This window comes from Paenibacillus sp. J23TS9, from assembly GCF_018403225.1.
GTDB lineage: Bacteria > Bacillota > Bacilli > Paenibacillales > Paenibacillaceae > Paenibacillus_AQ.
In genome coordinates this window covers 343,989-357,334 of the sequence record NZ_BOSG01000003.1, presented here as the reverse complement: position 1 = coordinate 357,334, position 13,346 = coordinate 343,989, and the positions used below count along the sequence as shown (strand labels likewise).

The following is a 13,346-nucleotide window of genomic DNA, read 5'->3' as shown; positions in this document are numbered from 1 at the left end:
GTTTAGCTATGCCCGGATGAGGAACAGCAGCTCCCGGCCGTTTTTCATGGGCTCTTGTTCCAGGATGTAGCCGTGCTTGACGACTTCCTCCGGCACGTTGCGGAAAGCTGCCGGGCAGTCGGCGATGACCTGAAGCAGCTCCCCTTTTTTCATCCCCTGAAGTGTTTCGAGCGTATAAATCACCGGGTAAGGACAGGATTCCCCCCGAAGATCCAGCGTAAAATCAATGGACATTTTTCGTTTCCCCTTTCTTGAATCCGACACCGAAGCGGTAGTTTTTCTGCCAGAAGACAGCAATGACAAAGCCGGCAGCCAGCAGGGCAAGCGTCAGAATGAGCGCCCAAGCCGGTCCCATGACATCGATCAGGTTGATCGGCTTGCCCATCTTCACCAGTGTATTATAGATTCCGAGATGATCCCAGCCGTATGCAAGCACGGTGGCTCCGATAATATTGCCGATGAATACAGGCAGGAAAATAACCTGGCCTTCCATCAAGCGGTACATCATTCCGGTTTCACAGCCGCCGGCCATAACGATGCCGACCCCGAACAGGAGGCCGCCGATCAGCGTGCTTGGAGCTGCCATTTTGGTTACAGGATCCATCCCGTTCACCAGAATAATGATCAGTGTTACAACCGAGCTGACAGCCATGCCGAGCGTAATGGCTTTGGTCATGGTGGCGCGTCCGCTGATCCAAAGATCACGGAAGGCAGAGGTGAAGCAGATTTGCCCTCTTTCAATCAGAATGCCGAATGCAGCACCGAAGAGGGCTGCTGTGCCCAGCATGTTTTTCCCAACTGCATAGAAATAAATAATGAGTACGGCATATGCGAGTGCAAGGACACCGCCAATATAAGGCTGGATTTTCCTGCGTTCCTTGCTGATCGACGCCGTATTGCCTTTTTGCAGGACGGGCTTCCCTTTCCACCAGGAGGTATTGACGATCTTAGCCCCCCCAAAGGTACCCACCGCCGTTGCGACGATAAAAATCCATGAGTGCAGAGAGAACTGAGGTACACCCGTGAAGAAGGCCGCGAGGTTGCAGCCGAGTGCCATCCGGGCACCAAATCCGGCAATAAAGCCGCCGATCAATCCCTGAAGCAAACGGCGCTTCTGCCGCGGCATCCGGATTTTGAAATTATTGCTGAACAGCACCATGAGAAGCGCCCCAATGAACATGCCCCACACAATCCAGCCATCCGTACGCGTAAAGGTGGTACCTTCCATATGAATGAGCTTGAAGTAAGCCCAATCGGAAATGTCCACGCCGAACAGCTCGAGAATATGTCCTCCGAGACGAGTGAATTCGCCCGTTACTGCCCATACCGTTTTGGTAATCCCGAAGTATATAGCGCTCAGGATGCCTGCAGCAGCCATCACGACATAAGGGCTCCAGTACTGATTGAAGATTTTTTTGAACACGATTGTGATTCCTGCCCTTCTTGAACAATGAAATGTTGAGATAATGAATATCTATGTTCCAAACCTTATCAATTTTACATCATTTTCTGGACAATGTGTGGAGAATTGGTTTATTACCGGCATATGGGTCGAAATGACTAATTTGAGATCTATTCACATAAGATGTGTCGATTTTGTGAAAAAGTGATCTAAGTGACTTGTTGAAACGATAAAAAATATAGTTTTATAGAATTCAATATCGTGTATAAAACTATATTAGTACATAGGTGATAAGTCCCAGTGAATTAACTAATAGAAGGAGTTTAGGCGGATGAAATTCAAACAGAAACTTTCTTTGAGCTTTGCAGCCGTACTGGTCATTACGATCATTGTAGGGACGATTGGCTGGGTGCAGCTGTCGATTGCCAACACAAGCTACCGCATGCTCATCGACGACCGGGTTGCCAAAATGCTTTTGGCCAAGGATCTCGGACGAATTGCCGCGCTGGAAGCCGAAAATGTGAGAGGATATCTGCTGACCGGGAATGAGGAGCATTTCACGAACTATGAAAACAACCGGAAGCAGTTCAACAAGGCGGAATCGGAAGTGGAAGCTTTAAACAAGACAGGGAAGGGAAAAGAAATATCAGACCAGCTGGCCGAGCTTGAACAGCAGTATGCCGTGATTGTAGACGAGATCGCAGCCTATAAGAAAAAGAATGATGTTGCCGCGTATACCCGCCTGGTGGAGGAAAAATGCGCGCCGATGGTGAGAAAAATGACTGCCGCCGCAGCCGAGCTGGAAAACTACCATCAGAATCAGCTGGATGCGGACCTGCAGAAGACCCGGGAGCAGGAACAAAAAACCAAGACTGTGCTCGGTATAACGGTCCTGCTGTCTTTGGCAGTAGGTATTGTCATGGCTTATCTGATGATCCGGATGATCTCCCGTCCGGTAGCGCTCATTGCCCGCTCTGCGCAGCAGATTGCCGCAGGTGACTTGACAGGCGCGGACATGAATATCCGCCAGAAGGATGAGATCGGCGGCATGGCTCGTTCCTTCGATGAAATGAAACATCATTTGAAGCAGTTGATGCTTCAGATTGATCGTCACGCGGCTGAAGTTGTTTCGGCATCCGGAGAGCTTGCACTCGGTTCTGAACAGACGGTGCTTGCTTCGCAGCAGATTACGGAATCGATGCAGGAGGTGTCCACAGCAGCAGAGAACCAGATGGCCCGCATGAAGGAAAACAAGGCATCGATGGAGGAGAGCGCTTCAAGCTTGAAGCGAATTGCCGAGTCCGCATCCATCACGGTGGAATCAGCCGAGACAGTACAACAGCAGTCCGAGAAGGGATTGGGGCTCTTGGAGGAAACCGTATCGCAGATGCAGCAAATCCAATCCGTGATGGAGGAGTCGAGAGCAGCAGTAAATGATCTTGGACATCGTTCACATGAGATTGAGAAGATCACGTTGTTCATCAAGGAGATCGCAGACCAGACGCATCTGCTGTCACTCAATGCGAGCATTGAAGCGGCACGGGCCGGGGAGCATGGCAGAGGCTTCGCCGTTGTAGCCGGAGAGGTGAAGAAGCTGGCAGACCAGGTCGGTATGGCATCGGAGCAGATTGGCGGAGGCATCCGGAATATGGTCGGCAATATCTCGAAATCGGTCGATGCGATGCAGCGGGGCTCGGATCAGCTGGAAAAAGGCGCGCAGTCTATGCAGCAAACGGGCCAAGCCTTTCATCAAATATACGCATCGATTCAAACGGTTGCGGGACAGGCCCAAGAGGTATCGGCATCAACGGAGGAGCTGTCCGCTTTGACCGAGCAGATGTTGGTCTCGGAGGAACATATGGTTGAGTTGTCCTCTTATATCGCCGGGCAGTCTCAAAGCGTTGCAGCCGTGACGGAAGAGCAGCTGGCTACGATGGAGGATATCTCTGTTTCCACCGGTTCCATGAGCGGAATGGCAAAAGGACTGCAGATGGAGATCCGCAGATTCCAATACGAGGATACCCGGGCGGGCACGAAAAGTTCATGACTTTTGTAAATTTGTTAAATTACAGTCTGAAAAAATGGAAACCAGAGCATTTTATGTTACAATGGCGCTAGGACATGAAATAAGGAGATGAAAAGGCCATGAGCGGCACACTCAACGAGCAGGAGCTTGTGCAGTACATAGCGGCTGAGACGGGCGCTGAACCCGAAAGCATCAGGGTTGTCCTGAAGCATGAGAAGACATTTATCAACACGGCGGAAGCAAATGAACAGGGCGAAGTGGAGATCGATAGCGATGATTTGGTCGACTTCGTGCTAAGCCGTAAAGATGTAAAGCTGGATGAAATGACCGTCGAAGCTGTACTCGATGCCGAGATGGATTACCTGATGGATATAGGGATTGCCGTAGACGAGGATTAGTCACAGGCAAATACCCGCAAGAAGAGCTCATTACCCCGCAGCCGGGAGTAATGAGCTTTTCTTGTTGACTACGAGCTTATTAGACCGAAAGCTCACAAGAGCCGGCTCCGTCGGTATTAATGCATGTGTAGTTGTTAACAGAAAATTTTATGGCTTGCGGAATGAGAGGAAAATATGGGTACATTCTATATAGAATTTGCTATTTTAGCGGGAGGGATCAGGCAGCAATGAACAAAAAGGATTACAGAGAGCTGTACATCCGCGGGATTCTCGATTTGGCGGAGGAGCATGGGCTGGACTATTCAAGGGAAGTGCTGGAGCAAATGGCCGAGAAGGACTTGATAGAGCTGCGTGATGCGCTGCGGATGAAGCATGGGAATATAAATTTTAAACGATTCTGCTGATCGCGTACGGACTTGTCATTTTGAAATGCCAGGCTCTATGCTGCTCCAATAACGCTGATTTCAGAGGCTCATCAGGATGATTCTCTGGGTTTGGCGTTTTTTATTGTGAAAGAAATAATCTCCTGTATTTTAATTAATAATGGAGAAAATCTTTAGCGGCTGTTATAATGGATTCCAAGAAGCATTGGGAAATTGATCCATATACCGGTGGGTAGAGGGTAACAGGAGATGAATTTATGGATGATCCATTTTTCGGAAAAATTCAGGGCGGGTTAATTGTTTCCTGCCAGGCACTTGAGGATGAACCGCTGCATGGAGGCAACACGATGGCCAAAATGGCTCTGGCCGCTGAGCAGGGCGGTGCAATCGGCATCCGCGCGAACAGCGTACGCGATATTCATGCCATCAAGCAGGTGACGAAGCTACCGATCATCGGCATTATCAAACGCGACTATGACGACAGCGGAGTGTATATAACGCCTACACTTCGTGAGGTGCAAGAGCTGATGGAAGTACAGGTGGATATCATCGCGCTTGATGCCACGCGCAGTCCAAGACCTGGAGGGGAAACGCTCGAAGACCTGGTATCTTATATGAAAGGGAAAGGGCAGAAGATGATGGCCGATATTTCGACGCTCGAGGAAGCTTTGTATGCGGAATCTATCGGTGTGGACTGCATTTCGACGACGCTTTCCGGCTATACCGCCTATTCGCCTCAACACAAAGAGCCTGACTTTGAGCTGCTGCAGGAGGCAGCCCGCAGAATCCGGATTCCGGTGATTGGTGAAGGAAGAATCAACACCCCGGAACAGGCGGCATATTGCCTGAAGCTTGGGGCGCATGCCGTTGTCGTTGGATCGGCGATTACCAGACCCCAATTGATTACGGAAAAATTTGCGGTGGCTATCCGCGAAGCGTTAAATGGGAAGGCTCGCTAAGTCGGCGCCACAATGAAAGGAATGGGAGAGGCATGAAGGTCATCGGGATCGATATTGGCGGAACCTCCATCAAAGGCATGGTCGTGGATAGCTCGGGACAGCTTCTGGATCAGGGGAAAGTGGCCACGGAAGCGAAAGAGGGAAAGGAACGGATTCTGGGAAATATGAAGCTTCTGGTGAATGACCTGCTGGCAAACCATCAGGATATTCAGGGCATCGGTATCGGTACCGCAGGCCGAGTGAATGTTCAGACGGGGGAAATCGTATTTGCGACTGACAATCTGCCGGGCTGGCAGGGATCCAATATTAAGAAGGATATGGAGGCGTCCTATCACCTGCCTGTATTCGTAGATAATGACGCCAATACGGCGCTGGTTGGTGAGGCCTGGCTGGGCGCGGGAATGCATGTGAAGGACTTATCCATGCTAACGCTTGGAACGGGTGTTGGCGGGGCCAATATGATCGGCGGCGAGCTGTACAGAGGCGCTCATTGGAATGGAGGCGAGTGGGGACATACCATTCTGGTGCCTGGCGGCAGGCCCTGCAACTGTGGACTATGCGGCTGTATTGAGCAATACCTGTCAGGAACGGCCTTGGTGAAGCTGGCGGGTGAAGCGGCGGGACGCAGCTATAATAACGGCGTTGAGGTGTTGGATGACCACTTGAAGGGACAACCGCGGGTTACAGAAGTGCTGAGGCAGTTTACCGCCCATTTGGCAGTTGTTATCCATAACATTCATGTTGGCTTGAACCCACAGGCGATTTTGATCGGCGGAGGTCTCATCGACTCCAAGCCAATATGGTGGCCACTGCTGCTGGAAGCGATGGAAGGAATGCGGCTGAATGTGGATGTACGACCAGCGGAGCTCAGCAATGAAGCGGGTGCGATAGGTGCAGCCAAATTGATTTTGGATCAATTGAAGTTCTGATAACTGTGGAATGCATATCTACATACTTTTTTGATGGAATGAGCGGCTGAGAAGCTGCTCTTTTTTGTCGATTATTAGTTAGTATGATAAATGTTTGTATACATATAATATTTACAAATATTATTTTCTGCTATAGACTTAAAATATATCCAGCACCTAATGAAGGGGGAAGAGTCTTCAGGCATGGAGGACAAAGAGCATCTTTACGGGCATCTGATTTCGAAGACAAGCCGGACATTATTGCGGTATTTGACGATGCATTTCAAGGAAGACGATATTACACCGGAGCAATGGACTGTACTGAAACGATTGGGTGAGCAGGATGGGCTCACGCAAAAGGAATTATCGCTCATTGCAGACAAGGATCAGGCGACATTGACTAAAATACTCGATATTCTGGAACGAAAGCATCTGGTCCGCAGAGACAAAAACAAAGACGACCGGCGTTCTTTTCTTATTTTTATTACGGATGAAGGCAGACAGCTGCGGGAGAGGCTATTTATCCACGTAAACCAGCTTTTTGCGGATGAAATCGTGGCTGGAATACCGGAAGGTGACTTGAAGGTGTTTTTGGCTACACTTATGAAAATTCAGCAGAATGCTGAAGCTGCCAAAGAAACAGAATCATGACATCAGGATAGGACAATGGAAAATATAGAGGACCATAAAAATGAGATAACCAACTGGAGAGAAGCCTTATGATAACTGAATCACATCAAAACGCATATGCACGGCGCAGAACGGGACAGCGTGCACCTGCTCCGGGAAGGGTGCGCGACGCATTTCGCATCCGGCCGCTGCCGCTGCAGTGGTTCCGGGGCATCGGCTCTGCGATCAGCGCAGGGATACCGGTTCTGGCCGGAGCGCTGACCGGACATATGGATTATGGATTATGCGCCTCCATCGGGGGCTTTACCTTTTTGTATGTATCGAATGAAACCTACAGACAGCGGGCTATCAAGCTGCTTCTGGTTGCACTGGGTATGGCCGTATCTTTTGGGCTTGGCTCATTAACGGGCACGATTCCATGGCTGATGGTGCTGTTTTTCGGCCTCATTGGCGCAGCTGCCGTATTTTGTTTTGGAGCCTTTCAGGTAGCCGGTCCCTCGGCCATGTTTTTTATTCTAACCTTTGCTGTCGGAACTAGTCTGCCCTATGATCTATCATTTGTTCCGCTGCGGACGGGATTTGTGTTACTGGGCGGTGTGCTGGCTTGGATCGTCGGTATGGCCGGTTGGCTGATGAGTCCACACCGGCCTGAAACCAAGGCAGTTGCGGGTGCTTATTCATCACTGGCCCAATTTATGGACTCCATGGGCACGGAGCATCAATACGATGCGCAGCATAAAGCGGCAGTCGCGCTGCAAAACGCCGGGAAAGCAGTATCCGGCGGAGAGCTGCGTTGGCGGCATACCTACGAGCCGACCCGGCGCCTGATGCAGCTGTCACAAAAGGCCAACGAGATCTACCTGACCCTTGTGGAGATTGCACTGGGTCATAAAGGTACAGGCGAGGCGGGAAGATCGGATGCGTTACGTTCGATTGCAGCCGGCATTCAAAGGAAGGACCAAATGAAACCCCTAAATGCAGGCAAATCTTCATGGAATGGGGAGGAGAGTCTAAGTGGGCGGTTGAGTCATCAGATTGAAGAAGCCTTTTCAATGCTTAACGGTTCCGGAGAGGGGGCTGTCAAAGCTTCCCTTGCCGAACCCGATAACCGGCTGCGGCTGATACTCGCAGGGGCCTTCAACCGCCATTCGACCCTGCTTAGCACAGCATGCCGTTACGGCATCATGATCGCTGCCTCTGCTGCGGTCGCTTACGGGCTGGGGCTTCACCGTTCCTACTGGGTCCCTCTATCCTGTGCAGCTGTCATGCTGGGTACGACTGCGATCGGTACCATGCACCGCGCGCTGCAGCGTACCGCGGGAACGATAATCGGCCTGCTGGCCGGTGGCGCTTTGCTGTCCCTGAAGCCTGAAGGGATATATGTAGCATTAGCCATGGCGGTACTGCAGTTTATTGTAGAGCTGATCTACCTGCGTAATTATGCGCTGGCCGTGATCTTCATTACGCCAAGTACGCTGCTGATTGCAGGGAGCAGCCAACCTGAGACCGCGATGAGCTACTTTATGTCCGCCCGGATCGTTGATATTCTGGTCGGCAGCGCCATTGGTCTGCTTGGGATTCTGCTGCTGTGGCGGCGGGCTTCCTCCAGCCGGTTGCCTGGAGCCATGGCATCCGTCATCCGTAAGGAAGGAGCCCTGCTGGGACAGATTCTCGCAGGCGGGCTGCCTGCAGAAGAACGGGTCCGTCCAGCAGATCTGGAGACGGAGCTGCTTCGGGTCAGACTGTTGTATGATGCTGCTCTGGCTGAATCCGTACGGAGGCGTGAAAAAGTAAGCCTGCGGTGGCCGGCTGTGGCAGAAATGCAGCATTTTGGTTATGTGCTTATCTCGGCTGCGGAGAGGGGGCTGGAGCATCGGGAACCGCCCGAGACGCTGCGCATTCTGGAGCAGGCTTTTGACGAGATGGCGAATGCCGTTCAGCGATCAGAATCCCCGGCGCCGATTCATGTGCCGGAGCTTCCCTCTTTTTCCGCACTGCGTTATGAATTGATTGAGCTTCATGCTGCGCTGCAAATCGGGGAATCCACCGCGCCCCTAAAGATAGAGATGGAATCATAAAAATAAATAAGCCTGTGCAGACTCCTTTGCAGTGTTGCAAAGGAGCTTGGCACAGGCTTGTTTTATAAGATTAGGATTGGATTTATTTTTTCACAACAGGAATCCATACCTCACAGCGGTAATCATCCCGCATGGTGTCTCCGGGAGGGTATACCTCCAGTTCGGGACCAGGTGCATGCTGATAGCCGCTGGTTGGAAACCAGTCCTGGTAGATCTGCTGCCAGACCTGCTGGATTGCACCCGGCATGGGGCCAATGGATGTGAAGACGGCCCAGGCAGCAGCAGGAATGACACGTGACACGAACTCCTCCGTATCTGCCTGATCTGCTGCAGTTCTTACCCCTATGAGATAGTGGAACCCGCCTTGACCATCAAAATCCATACAAATGCCTAACATGTCATGATCCTCACCAAGTGCTTCCAGCTTCATGAATGTTTCATCTTTGCCGCACTCCTGCCAGAAGGCTGGAATATCGATCAAATTGCTGCCGTCCTTCGTGGATACCTCACGCATTTTACCGGTTACGGTGAAAGCCTCTTTTTCAATGACTTGAAATTCCATACCCATTCCCTCTCTCCAATTCAATTCATATGATCATCATAACTAAAGTCGAATCTATGAGAATAACATTCGGGCCTAGCGCCCAGCTTTCCTTCCAGAGATTTAATCGAATGATGACTATTTTTGATGGATTTTGACGAGCGTTGTTCTAATCTGTACGACGCTATGAATATAGCTGGAGGCCGTCGAAAAATTGGCGGGCTGCCGGAGATAGCGGCTCCCTCCGCGTATAGATTGAAATGGGGTTCTTCAGTGCTGCATGCTGTACGTGAACCTTGGCGAGCTGGTTCTGTATCATGAAAGCTTCCGTTTCCAGCGTGGAAAGAAAGGCGGCACCGTATCCTTCCATTACGACGCGCAGCGTCTCATGAAGGCCGTTCATCTGTAGTCCGATCGCCGGAGCAGGAAGGTTATGGATCTTGCACAGGGCGAGCAGCTGTTCACGGGAAAAGCTGCCCTCTTCCCGGATAATGAATGGTTCCTGCAGCATTTCGGCAAGCGGAATATGGGCTCCGGCCAGACGGTGACCTGGATGTACGACAAAACACATCTCATCCTGAAGCCATGGTGTCCGCTCCAGCAGCGGATGCTCCTCAGCGATGCCTCCGACGATTGCGATGTCCGCCTTGAAATGAAGCAGCAGCTCAAGTGCGTGACTGGAGTTGGATGTCGTCAAATCGAGTCCGATCGAGGGATGAAGCTTTTTATAAGCCGCAATCGGTCTTGGCAGTAGAAAGTTGGACGGCAGATAGGTTGCTGCGATATGCAGTTGTCCTGCTTCACCTTTCTTCAACTGCTCCAGACCATCCTCTATGCTTTGCTCCAGTTCAAACAATCTCTTAGCTTCGCCTGCCAGCATGCGGCCTGCTTCGGTTAACGCAACCCCGCGGCCATGCGGAATCCAGAGCTGTAAGCCAAGCTCATGTTCAAGCCGTTTAATTTGAGCGGTGACAGCCGGCTGACTTACTCTCAAGGCCTCAGATGCCAGCGTCACGCTGCCGGTCTCCGCCACTTTGACGAAAAATCTAAGCGCGTGCAGGTTCATTAGCGTCACCCCCGTTTTCTTTGATTCATAACAAAATATTATGTAATTGTAAAAATAATATATTAGATTTATAAGAAGCTTCTGCTTATTCTAATCCTAACCGGAGCGTATGGCAATGTGATGTGAGTGGGCTCCAAAAACGGATGAGAGGAAGATACAAATGAAGCTGGTATGTGTAGATTGCAGTGCCGAGCGGTCATGGAGGGAGTTCAGTACGGTTTGTTCTTGTGGAGGAAGGCTGGAGGTTGTACAAGATTTGAGCAGTCTGGACGGTGAACGGCTGAAGGCATTGTTCCAGGAGAGGCTGGCTGAGCGTATGTCCGTCTATGCCAGCGGCGTATGGCGGTATAAAGAACTGATTTTCCCGGAACTTCCCGAAGAGTATATCGTGACTAAATTTGAGGGGAATACCGGTTTATACGCCTCGGAGCCTATTCGCAGCAAGCTTGGGATCCGAGAATTGTATTTCAAGGCCCAGAGTGAGAATCCCAGTGGTTCCTTCAAGGACAACGGGATGACGGCGGCGGTATCCCATGGCCGGTCCCTTGGATACAACCGTTTTGCCTGCACGTCAACGGGCAACACATCTTCATCGCTTGCCATGTATGCCGCTATGGGGGGATGCACCTCACAGGTATACGTGCCAAACCGCAGCATATCGATGAATAAAGTTCTGCAGACGCTTGCTTATGGCGCTCAGGTGATCCGTTTTGACGGAACCTATGACGATGGCATCCGGTTTCTTGAGCAGCATGGAGCAGAACTTGGCCTCTATGTCTGCAACTCGGTGAATCCGTTCCGGATCGAAGGCCAGAAGAGCATCATTTATGAAACAGCTCAGTATCTGAACTGGGAGCTGCCGGACTGGATTCTTATCCCTGGAGGAGCGCTCAGCAACGTATCCGCGCTTGGGAAAGGGCTTGCGGATCTGAAAAATCTCGGAATGATCGATAAAGTTCCGCGAATTGCCCTGATTCAAGCAGAAGGAGCAAGCCCCTTTCACCGCATGATGGCTGCAGGCAAGGAGCAGCTGACTCCAGAGCCGCATCCGGCTACCAAGGCTTCCGCACTTAACATCGGGAACCCGCCGAGCTGGAAAATAGCGCGCCGCGTCCTGCAGCTCTGCCAGGGAGTAACTTGCAGCGTAAGCGATGAAGAGATATTGGCTTCCAAGAGGATGATTGATCAAAGCGGTATCGGCTGCGAGCCGGCGTCAGCAGCGACTTTGGCAGGGCTGAGCAAGCTGCTTCATGATCAAACGATCGGCAAAGAAGAGAGCGCACTGTGCATTTTGACCGGAAATCTGCTGAAGGATACGGACATTTTGGCAGAAACGACGAATGAGGTGCTGTACTCCGGGCTGACCGTGGAAGCTGCGTTAAAAAGTACTTTTACAGTGAATGGAAATCCATTATAATCGAATAAATTTACGAAGGATTCCAGTGAATCCTTACTTGGGAGGTTTTCTATTGTGTTAAAAATTCAGACGATGCAGTACGTAATGGGAACGTTATCAACTAAAAAGACAGGCAGTGTGATGCGCACGTAACGGCTGAAGTGGTCTCATCTTAAAAAGAAGTTATTCATGGACATCGGTTAACGTGACGCGCCGCCTGCTTCGAAGGGCGGAAATAATTTTGTATATAAACCGTGCGTCACAAGTGTATATGATGATGAGCTTTATGATGGCTCTGGCCAACAGTACCATGTTTACCACCAGTGGGATTTATCATGTGACATCACTCGGATTGAATCCATTCGAGCTGGTGCTGATGGGAACAGTGCTTGAGCTGACCGTATTGATCTTCGAAGGAATTACCGGCGTGGTGGCCGATACCTACAGCCGTAGAATTTCGGTAATTATCGGTATGTTTATTCTCGGTTTTGGTTTTACGGTAGAAGGGAGCGCCCTATGGCTCGCAGGAGCGGGTTCGATCATTTCTGTGTTTGCCTGGATCGTGTTCTCGCAAATCCTGTTCGGAATTGGCTGGACCTTTGTCAGCGGAGCGAACACCGCTTGGGTCGTAGATGAAGCTGGCGAGGAGCAGGCGGGGGCGATTCTGATGCAGTCCCAGCGGCTGTCGTTAATCGCATCGCTTCTGGGCATAGGCTGCAGCGTGGGGCTGTCGATGATCACTCCCAACCTGCCCTACCTGATAGGGGGAATGCTGTACGCCATGCTGGGTGTGCTGCTTCTGATAGTCATGAAGGAAACCAAGTTTAAGCGCCAGGAGCATGCTCCACAGGCTTCACATTTCAAGCGGATGACGGGTACATGGCTCAGCGGGGCCAAGGTCGTGCGTAAGCATCCGCTGCTTGGGGTTATCATTGCGGTTACTCTGTTCAGCGGAGCTGCCTCCGAAGGGTATGACCGCTTGTGGCAGCCTTTTCTCATCAGGGGCATCGGCTTGCCGGATCTGCCTGTGTCCATGGCTGTCTGGTTCGGTGTGGTTTCTGCAGCGGCAACGCTGCTTGGGCTGGGAGGCGTCCGGCTGGCCGAGAAATGGATTGATATGAAAAATGAACGAAAGGTATCCACCGCGATGCTTCTGCTTACCATGATCCGCGTTGCGGCGATCCTGTCACTGGCTGTGGCTCCAAATTTTGCCTGGGCTATTGTTTCCGTACTGATCGCCGGTGCTTCCGTATCGATCAGCGAGCCGGTTTATGGCACCTGGCTAAATATGAATCTGGAAAGCAAAACGCGCGCAACAGTGCTGTCCATGGTGAGCCAGTCAGATGCACTCGGCCAAACCGCAGGCGGACCTGTGGTCGGTTGGATTGGCAGCCGGTTTTCCATCCGGGCTTCCATTCTGTCTGCAGGAATTTTGATGCTGCCGGTTTTGGCTGTTTTCGGGAGAATCATCCGCAAGCGAATCTAGCGGGCATAAGATGATAGTTTTACGTAAAATTGATAATTTTTAATGATTAGGTAACTTTTTCATGGAGTAGACC

General features: G+C 51.1%; 13 protein-coding genes. 9 read left to right on the top strand and 4 right to left on the bottom strand.

What is annotated here, in order from left to right:
• Nucleotides 1–6: 6 nt before the first annotated feature.
• Both yedF and yedE read right to left on the bottom strand, forming a co-directional pair.
• A complete protein-coding gene (gene yedF / locus KJS65_RS20080; RefSeq protein WP_213651635.1) occupies nt 7–234 on the bottom strand; it encodes a sulfurtransferase-like selenium metabolism protein YedF in 228 nt (75 codons plus the stop codon).
• On the bottom strand, nt 224–1,378 hold the full coding sequence (gene yedE, locus KJS65_RS20075) for a selenium metabolism membrane protein YedE/FdhT (RefSeq protein ID WP_213651893.1): 1,155 nt from the start codon (nt 1,376–1,378) through the stop codon (nt 224–226). Before yedE ends, yedF begins: the two co-directional genes overlap by 11 nt.
• Before the next feature lie 355 nt (nt 1,379–1,733).
• Here yedE and KJS65_RS20070 point away from each other — a divergent pair, with 355 nt between their 5' ends.
• The 7 genes from KJS65_RS20070 to KJS65_RS20040 all read left to right on the top strand — a co-directional run bounded on the left by KJS65_RS20070 (nt 1,734) and on the right by KJS65_RS20040 (nt 8,784).
• Nucleotides 1,734–3,449, top strand: a complete 1,716-nt coding sequence (locus KJS65_RS20070) for a methyl-accepting chemotaxis protein (RefSeq protein ID WP_213651634.1) — start codon at nt 1,734–1,736, stop codon at nt 3,447–3,449.
• A gap of 98 nt (nt 3,450–3,547) precedes the next feature.
• Nucleotides 3,548–3,826, top strand: a complete 279-nt coding sequence (locus KJS65_RS20065) for a hypothetical protein (protein ID WP_213651633.1) — start codon at nt 3,548–3,550, stop codon at nt 3,824–3,826.
• A 227-nt stretch (nt 3,827–4,053) separates the two neighbouring features.
• Complete coding sequence (locus KJS65_RS20060) at nt 4,054–4,230, top strand: hypothetical protein (protein WP_213651632.1); 177 nt, start codon at nt 4,054–4,056, stop codon at nt 4,228–4,230.
• 236 nt (nt 4,231–4,466) lie between these two features.
• A complete protein-coding gene (locus KJS65_RS20055) occupies nt 4,467–5,168 on the top strand; it encodes an N-acetylmannosamine-6-phosphate 2-epimerase (protein ID WP_213651631.1) in 702 nt (233 codons plus the stop codon).
• 32 nt (nt 5,169–5,200) lie between these two features.
• Nucleotides 5,201–6,097 (top strand): ROK family protein, encoded by an 897-nt coding sequence (locus KJS65_RS20050; protein WP_213651630.1) that lies wholly within the window; start codon nt 5,201–5,203, stop codon nt 6,095–6,097.
• 183 nt (nt 6,098–6,280) lie between these two features.
• Entirely contained in the window at nt 6,281–6,727 is a 447-nt protein-coding gene (locus KJS65_RS20045; protein ID WP_213651629.1) for a MarR family winged helix-turn-helix transcriptional regulator, read from the top strand.
• Nucleotides 6,728–6,795: 68 nt separating this feature from the next.
• Complete coding sequence (locus tag KJS65_RS20040) at nt 6,796–8,784, top strand: FUSC family protein (protein ID WP_213651628.1); 1,989 nt, start codon at nt 6,796–6,798, stop codon at nt 8,782–8,784.
• 82 nt (nt 8,785–8,866) lie between these two features.
• Here the strand turns inward: KJS65_RS20040 and KJS65_RS20035 are convergent, their stop codons facing one another.
• Entirely contained in the window at nt 8,867–9,346 is a 480-nt protein-coding gene (locus tag KJS65_RS20035) for a GyrI-like domain-containing protein (protein ID WP_213651627.1), read from the bottom strand.
• A 163-nt stretch (nt 9,347–9,509) separates the two neighbouring features.
• Complete coding sequence (locus tag KJS65_RS20030) at nt 9,510–10,391, bottom strand: LysR family transcriptional regulator (protein WP_213651626.1); 882 nt, start codon at nt 10,389–10,391, stop codon at nt 9,510–9,512.
• Between the two features lie 160 nt (nt 10,392–10,551).
• Between KJS65_RS20030 and thrC the strand changes: the two genes are divergently transcribed.
• Both thrC and KJS65_RS20020 read left to right on the top strand, forming a co-directional pair.
• The gene (thrC, locus tag KJS65_RS20025) at nt 10,552–11,808 is read left to right on the top strand and encodes a threonine synthase (protein ID WP_213651625.1); all 1,257 of its coding nucleotides are present in this window, start codon (nt 10,552–10,554) and stop codon (nt 11,806–11,808) included.
• A 220-nt stretch (nt 11,809–12,028) separates the two neighbouring features.
• Nucleotides 12,029–13,273: an MFS transporter gene (locus tag KJS65_RS20020; protein WP_306432981.1), complete on the top strand. Its 1,245-nt coding sequence runs from the start codon at nt 12,029–12,031 to the stop codon at nt 13,271–13,273.
• Nucleotides 13,274–13,346 lie beyond the last annotated feature (73 nt).

Coding starts and splice junctions, on each gene's coding strand:
- yedF (WP_213651635.1), bottom strand. CDS start 234: ATGTCCATTGATTTTACGCTGGATCTTCGGGGGGAATCCTGTCCTTAC.
- yedE (WP_213651893.1), bottom strand. CDS start 1,378: ATGGCTGCTGCAGGCATCCTGAGCGCTATATACTTCGGGATTACCAAA.
- KJS65_RS20070 (WP_213651634.1), top strand. CDS start 1,734: ATGAAATTCAAACAGAAACTTTCTTTGAGCTTTGCAGCCGTACTGGTC.
- KJS65_RS20065 (WP_213651633.1), top strand. CDS start 3,548: ATGAGCGGCACACTCAACGAGCAGGAGCTTGTGCAGTACATAGCGGCT.
- KJS65_RS20060 (WP_213651632.1), top strand. CDS start 4,054: ATGAACAAAAAGGATTACAGAGAGCTGTACATCCGCGGGATTCTCGAT.
- KJS65_RS20055 (WP_213651631.1), top strand. CDS start 4,467: ATGGATGATCCATTTTTCGGAAAAATTCAGGGCGGGTTAATTGTTTCC.
- KJS65_RS20050 (WP_213651630.1), top strand. CDS start 5,201: ATGAAGGTCATCGGGATCGATATTGGCGGAACCTCCATCAAAGGCATG.
- KJS65_RS20045 (WP_213651629.1), top strand. CDS start 6,281: ATGGAGGACAAAGAGCATCTTTACGGGCATCTGATTTCGAAGACAAGC.
- KJS65_RS20040 (WP_213651628.1), top strand. CDS start 6,796: ATGATAACTGAATCACATCAAAACGCATATGCACGGCGCAGAACGGGA.
- KJS65_RS20035 (WP_213651627.1), bottom strand. CDS start 9,346: ATGGAATTTCAAGTCATTGAAAAAGAGGCTTTCACCGTAACCGGTAAA.
- KJS65_RS20030 (WP_213651626.1), bottom strand. CDS start 10,391: ATGAACCTGCACGCGCTTAGATTTTTCGTCAAAGTGGCGGAGACCGGC.
- thrC (WP_213651625.1), top strand. CDS start 10,552: ATGAAGCTGGTATGTGTAGATTGCAGTGCCGAGCGGTCATGGAGGGAG.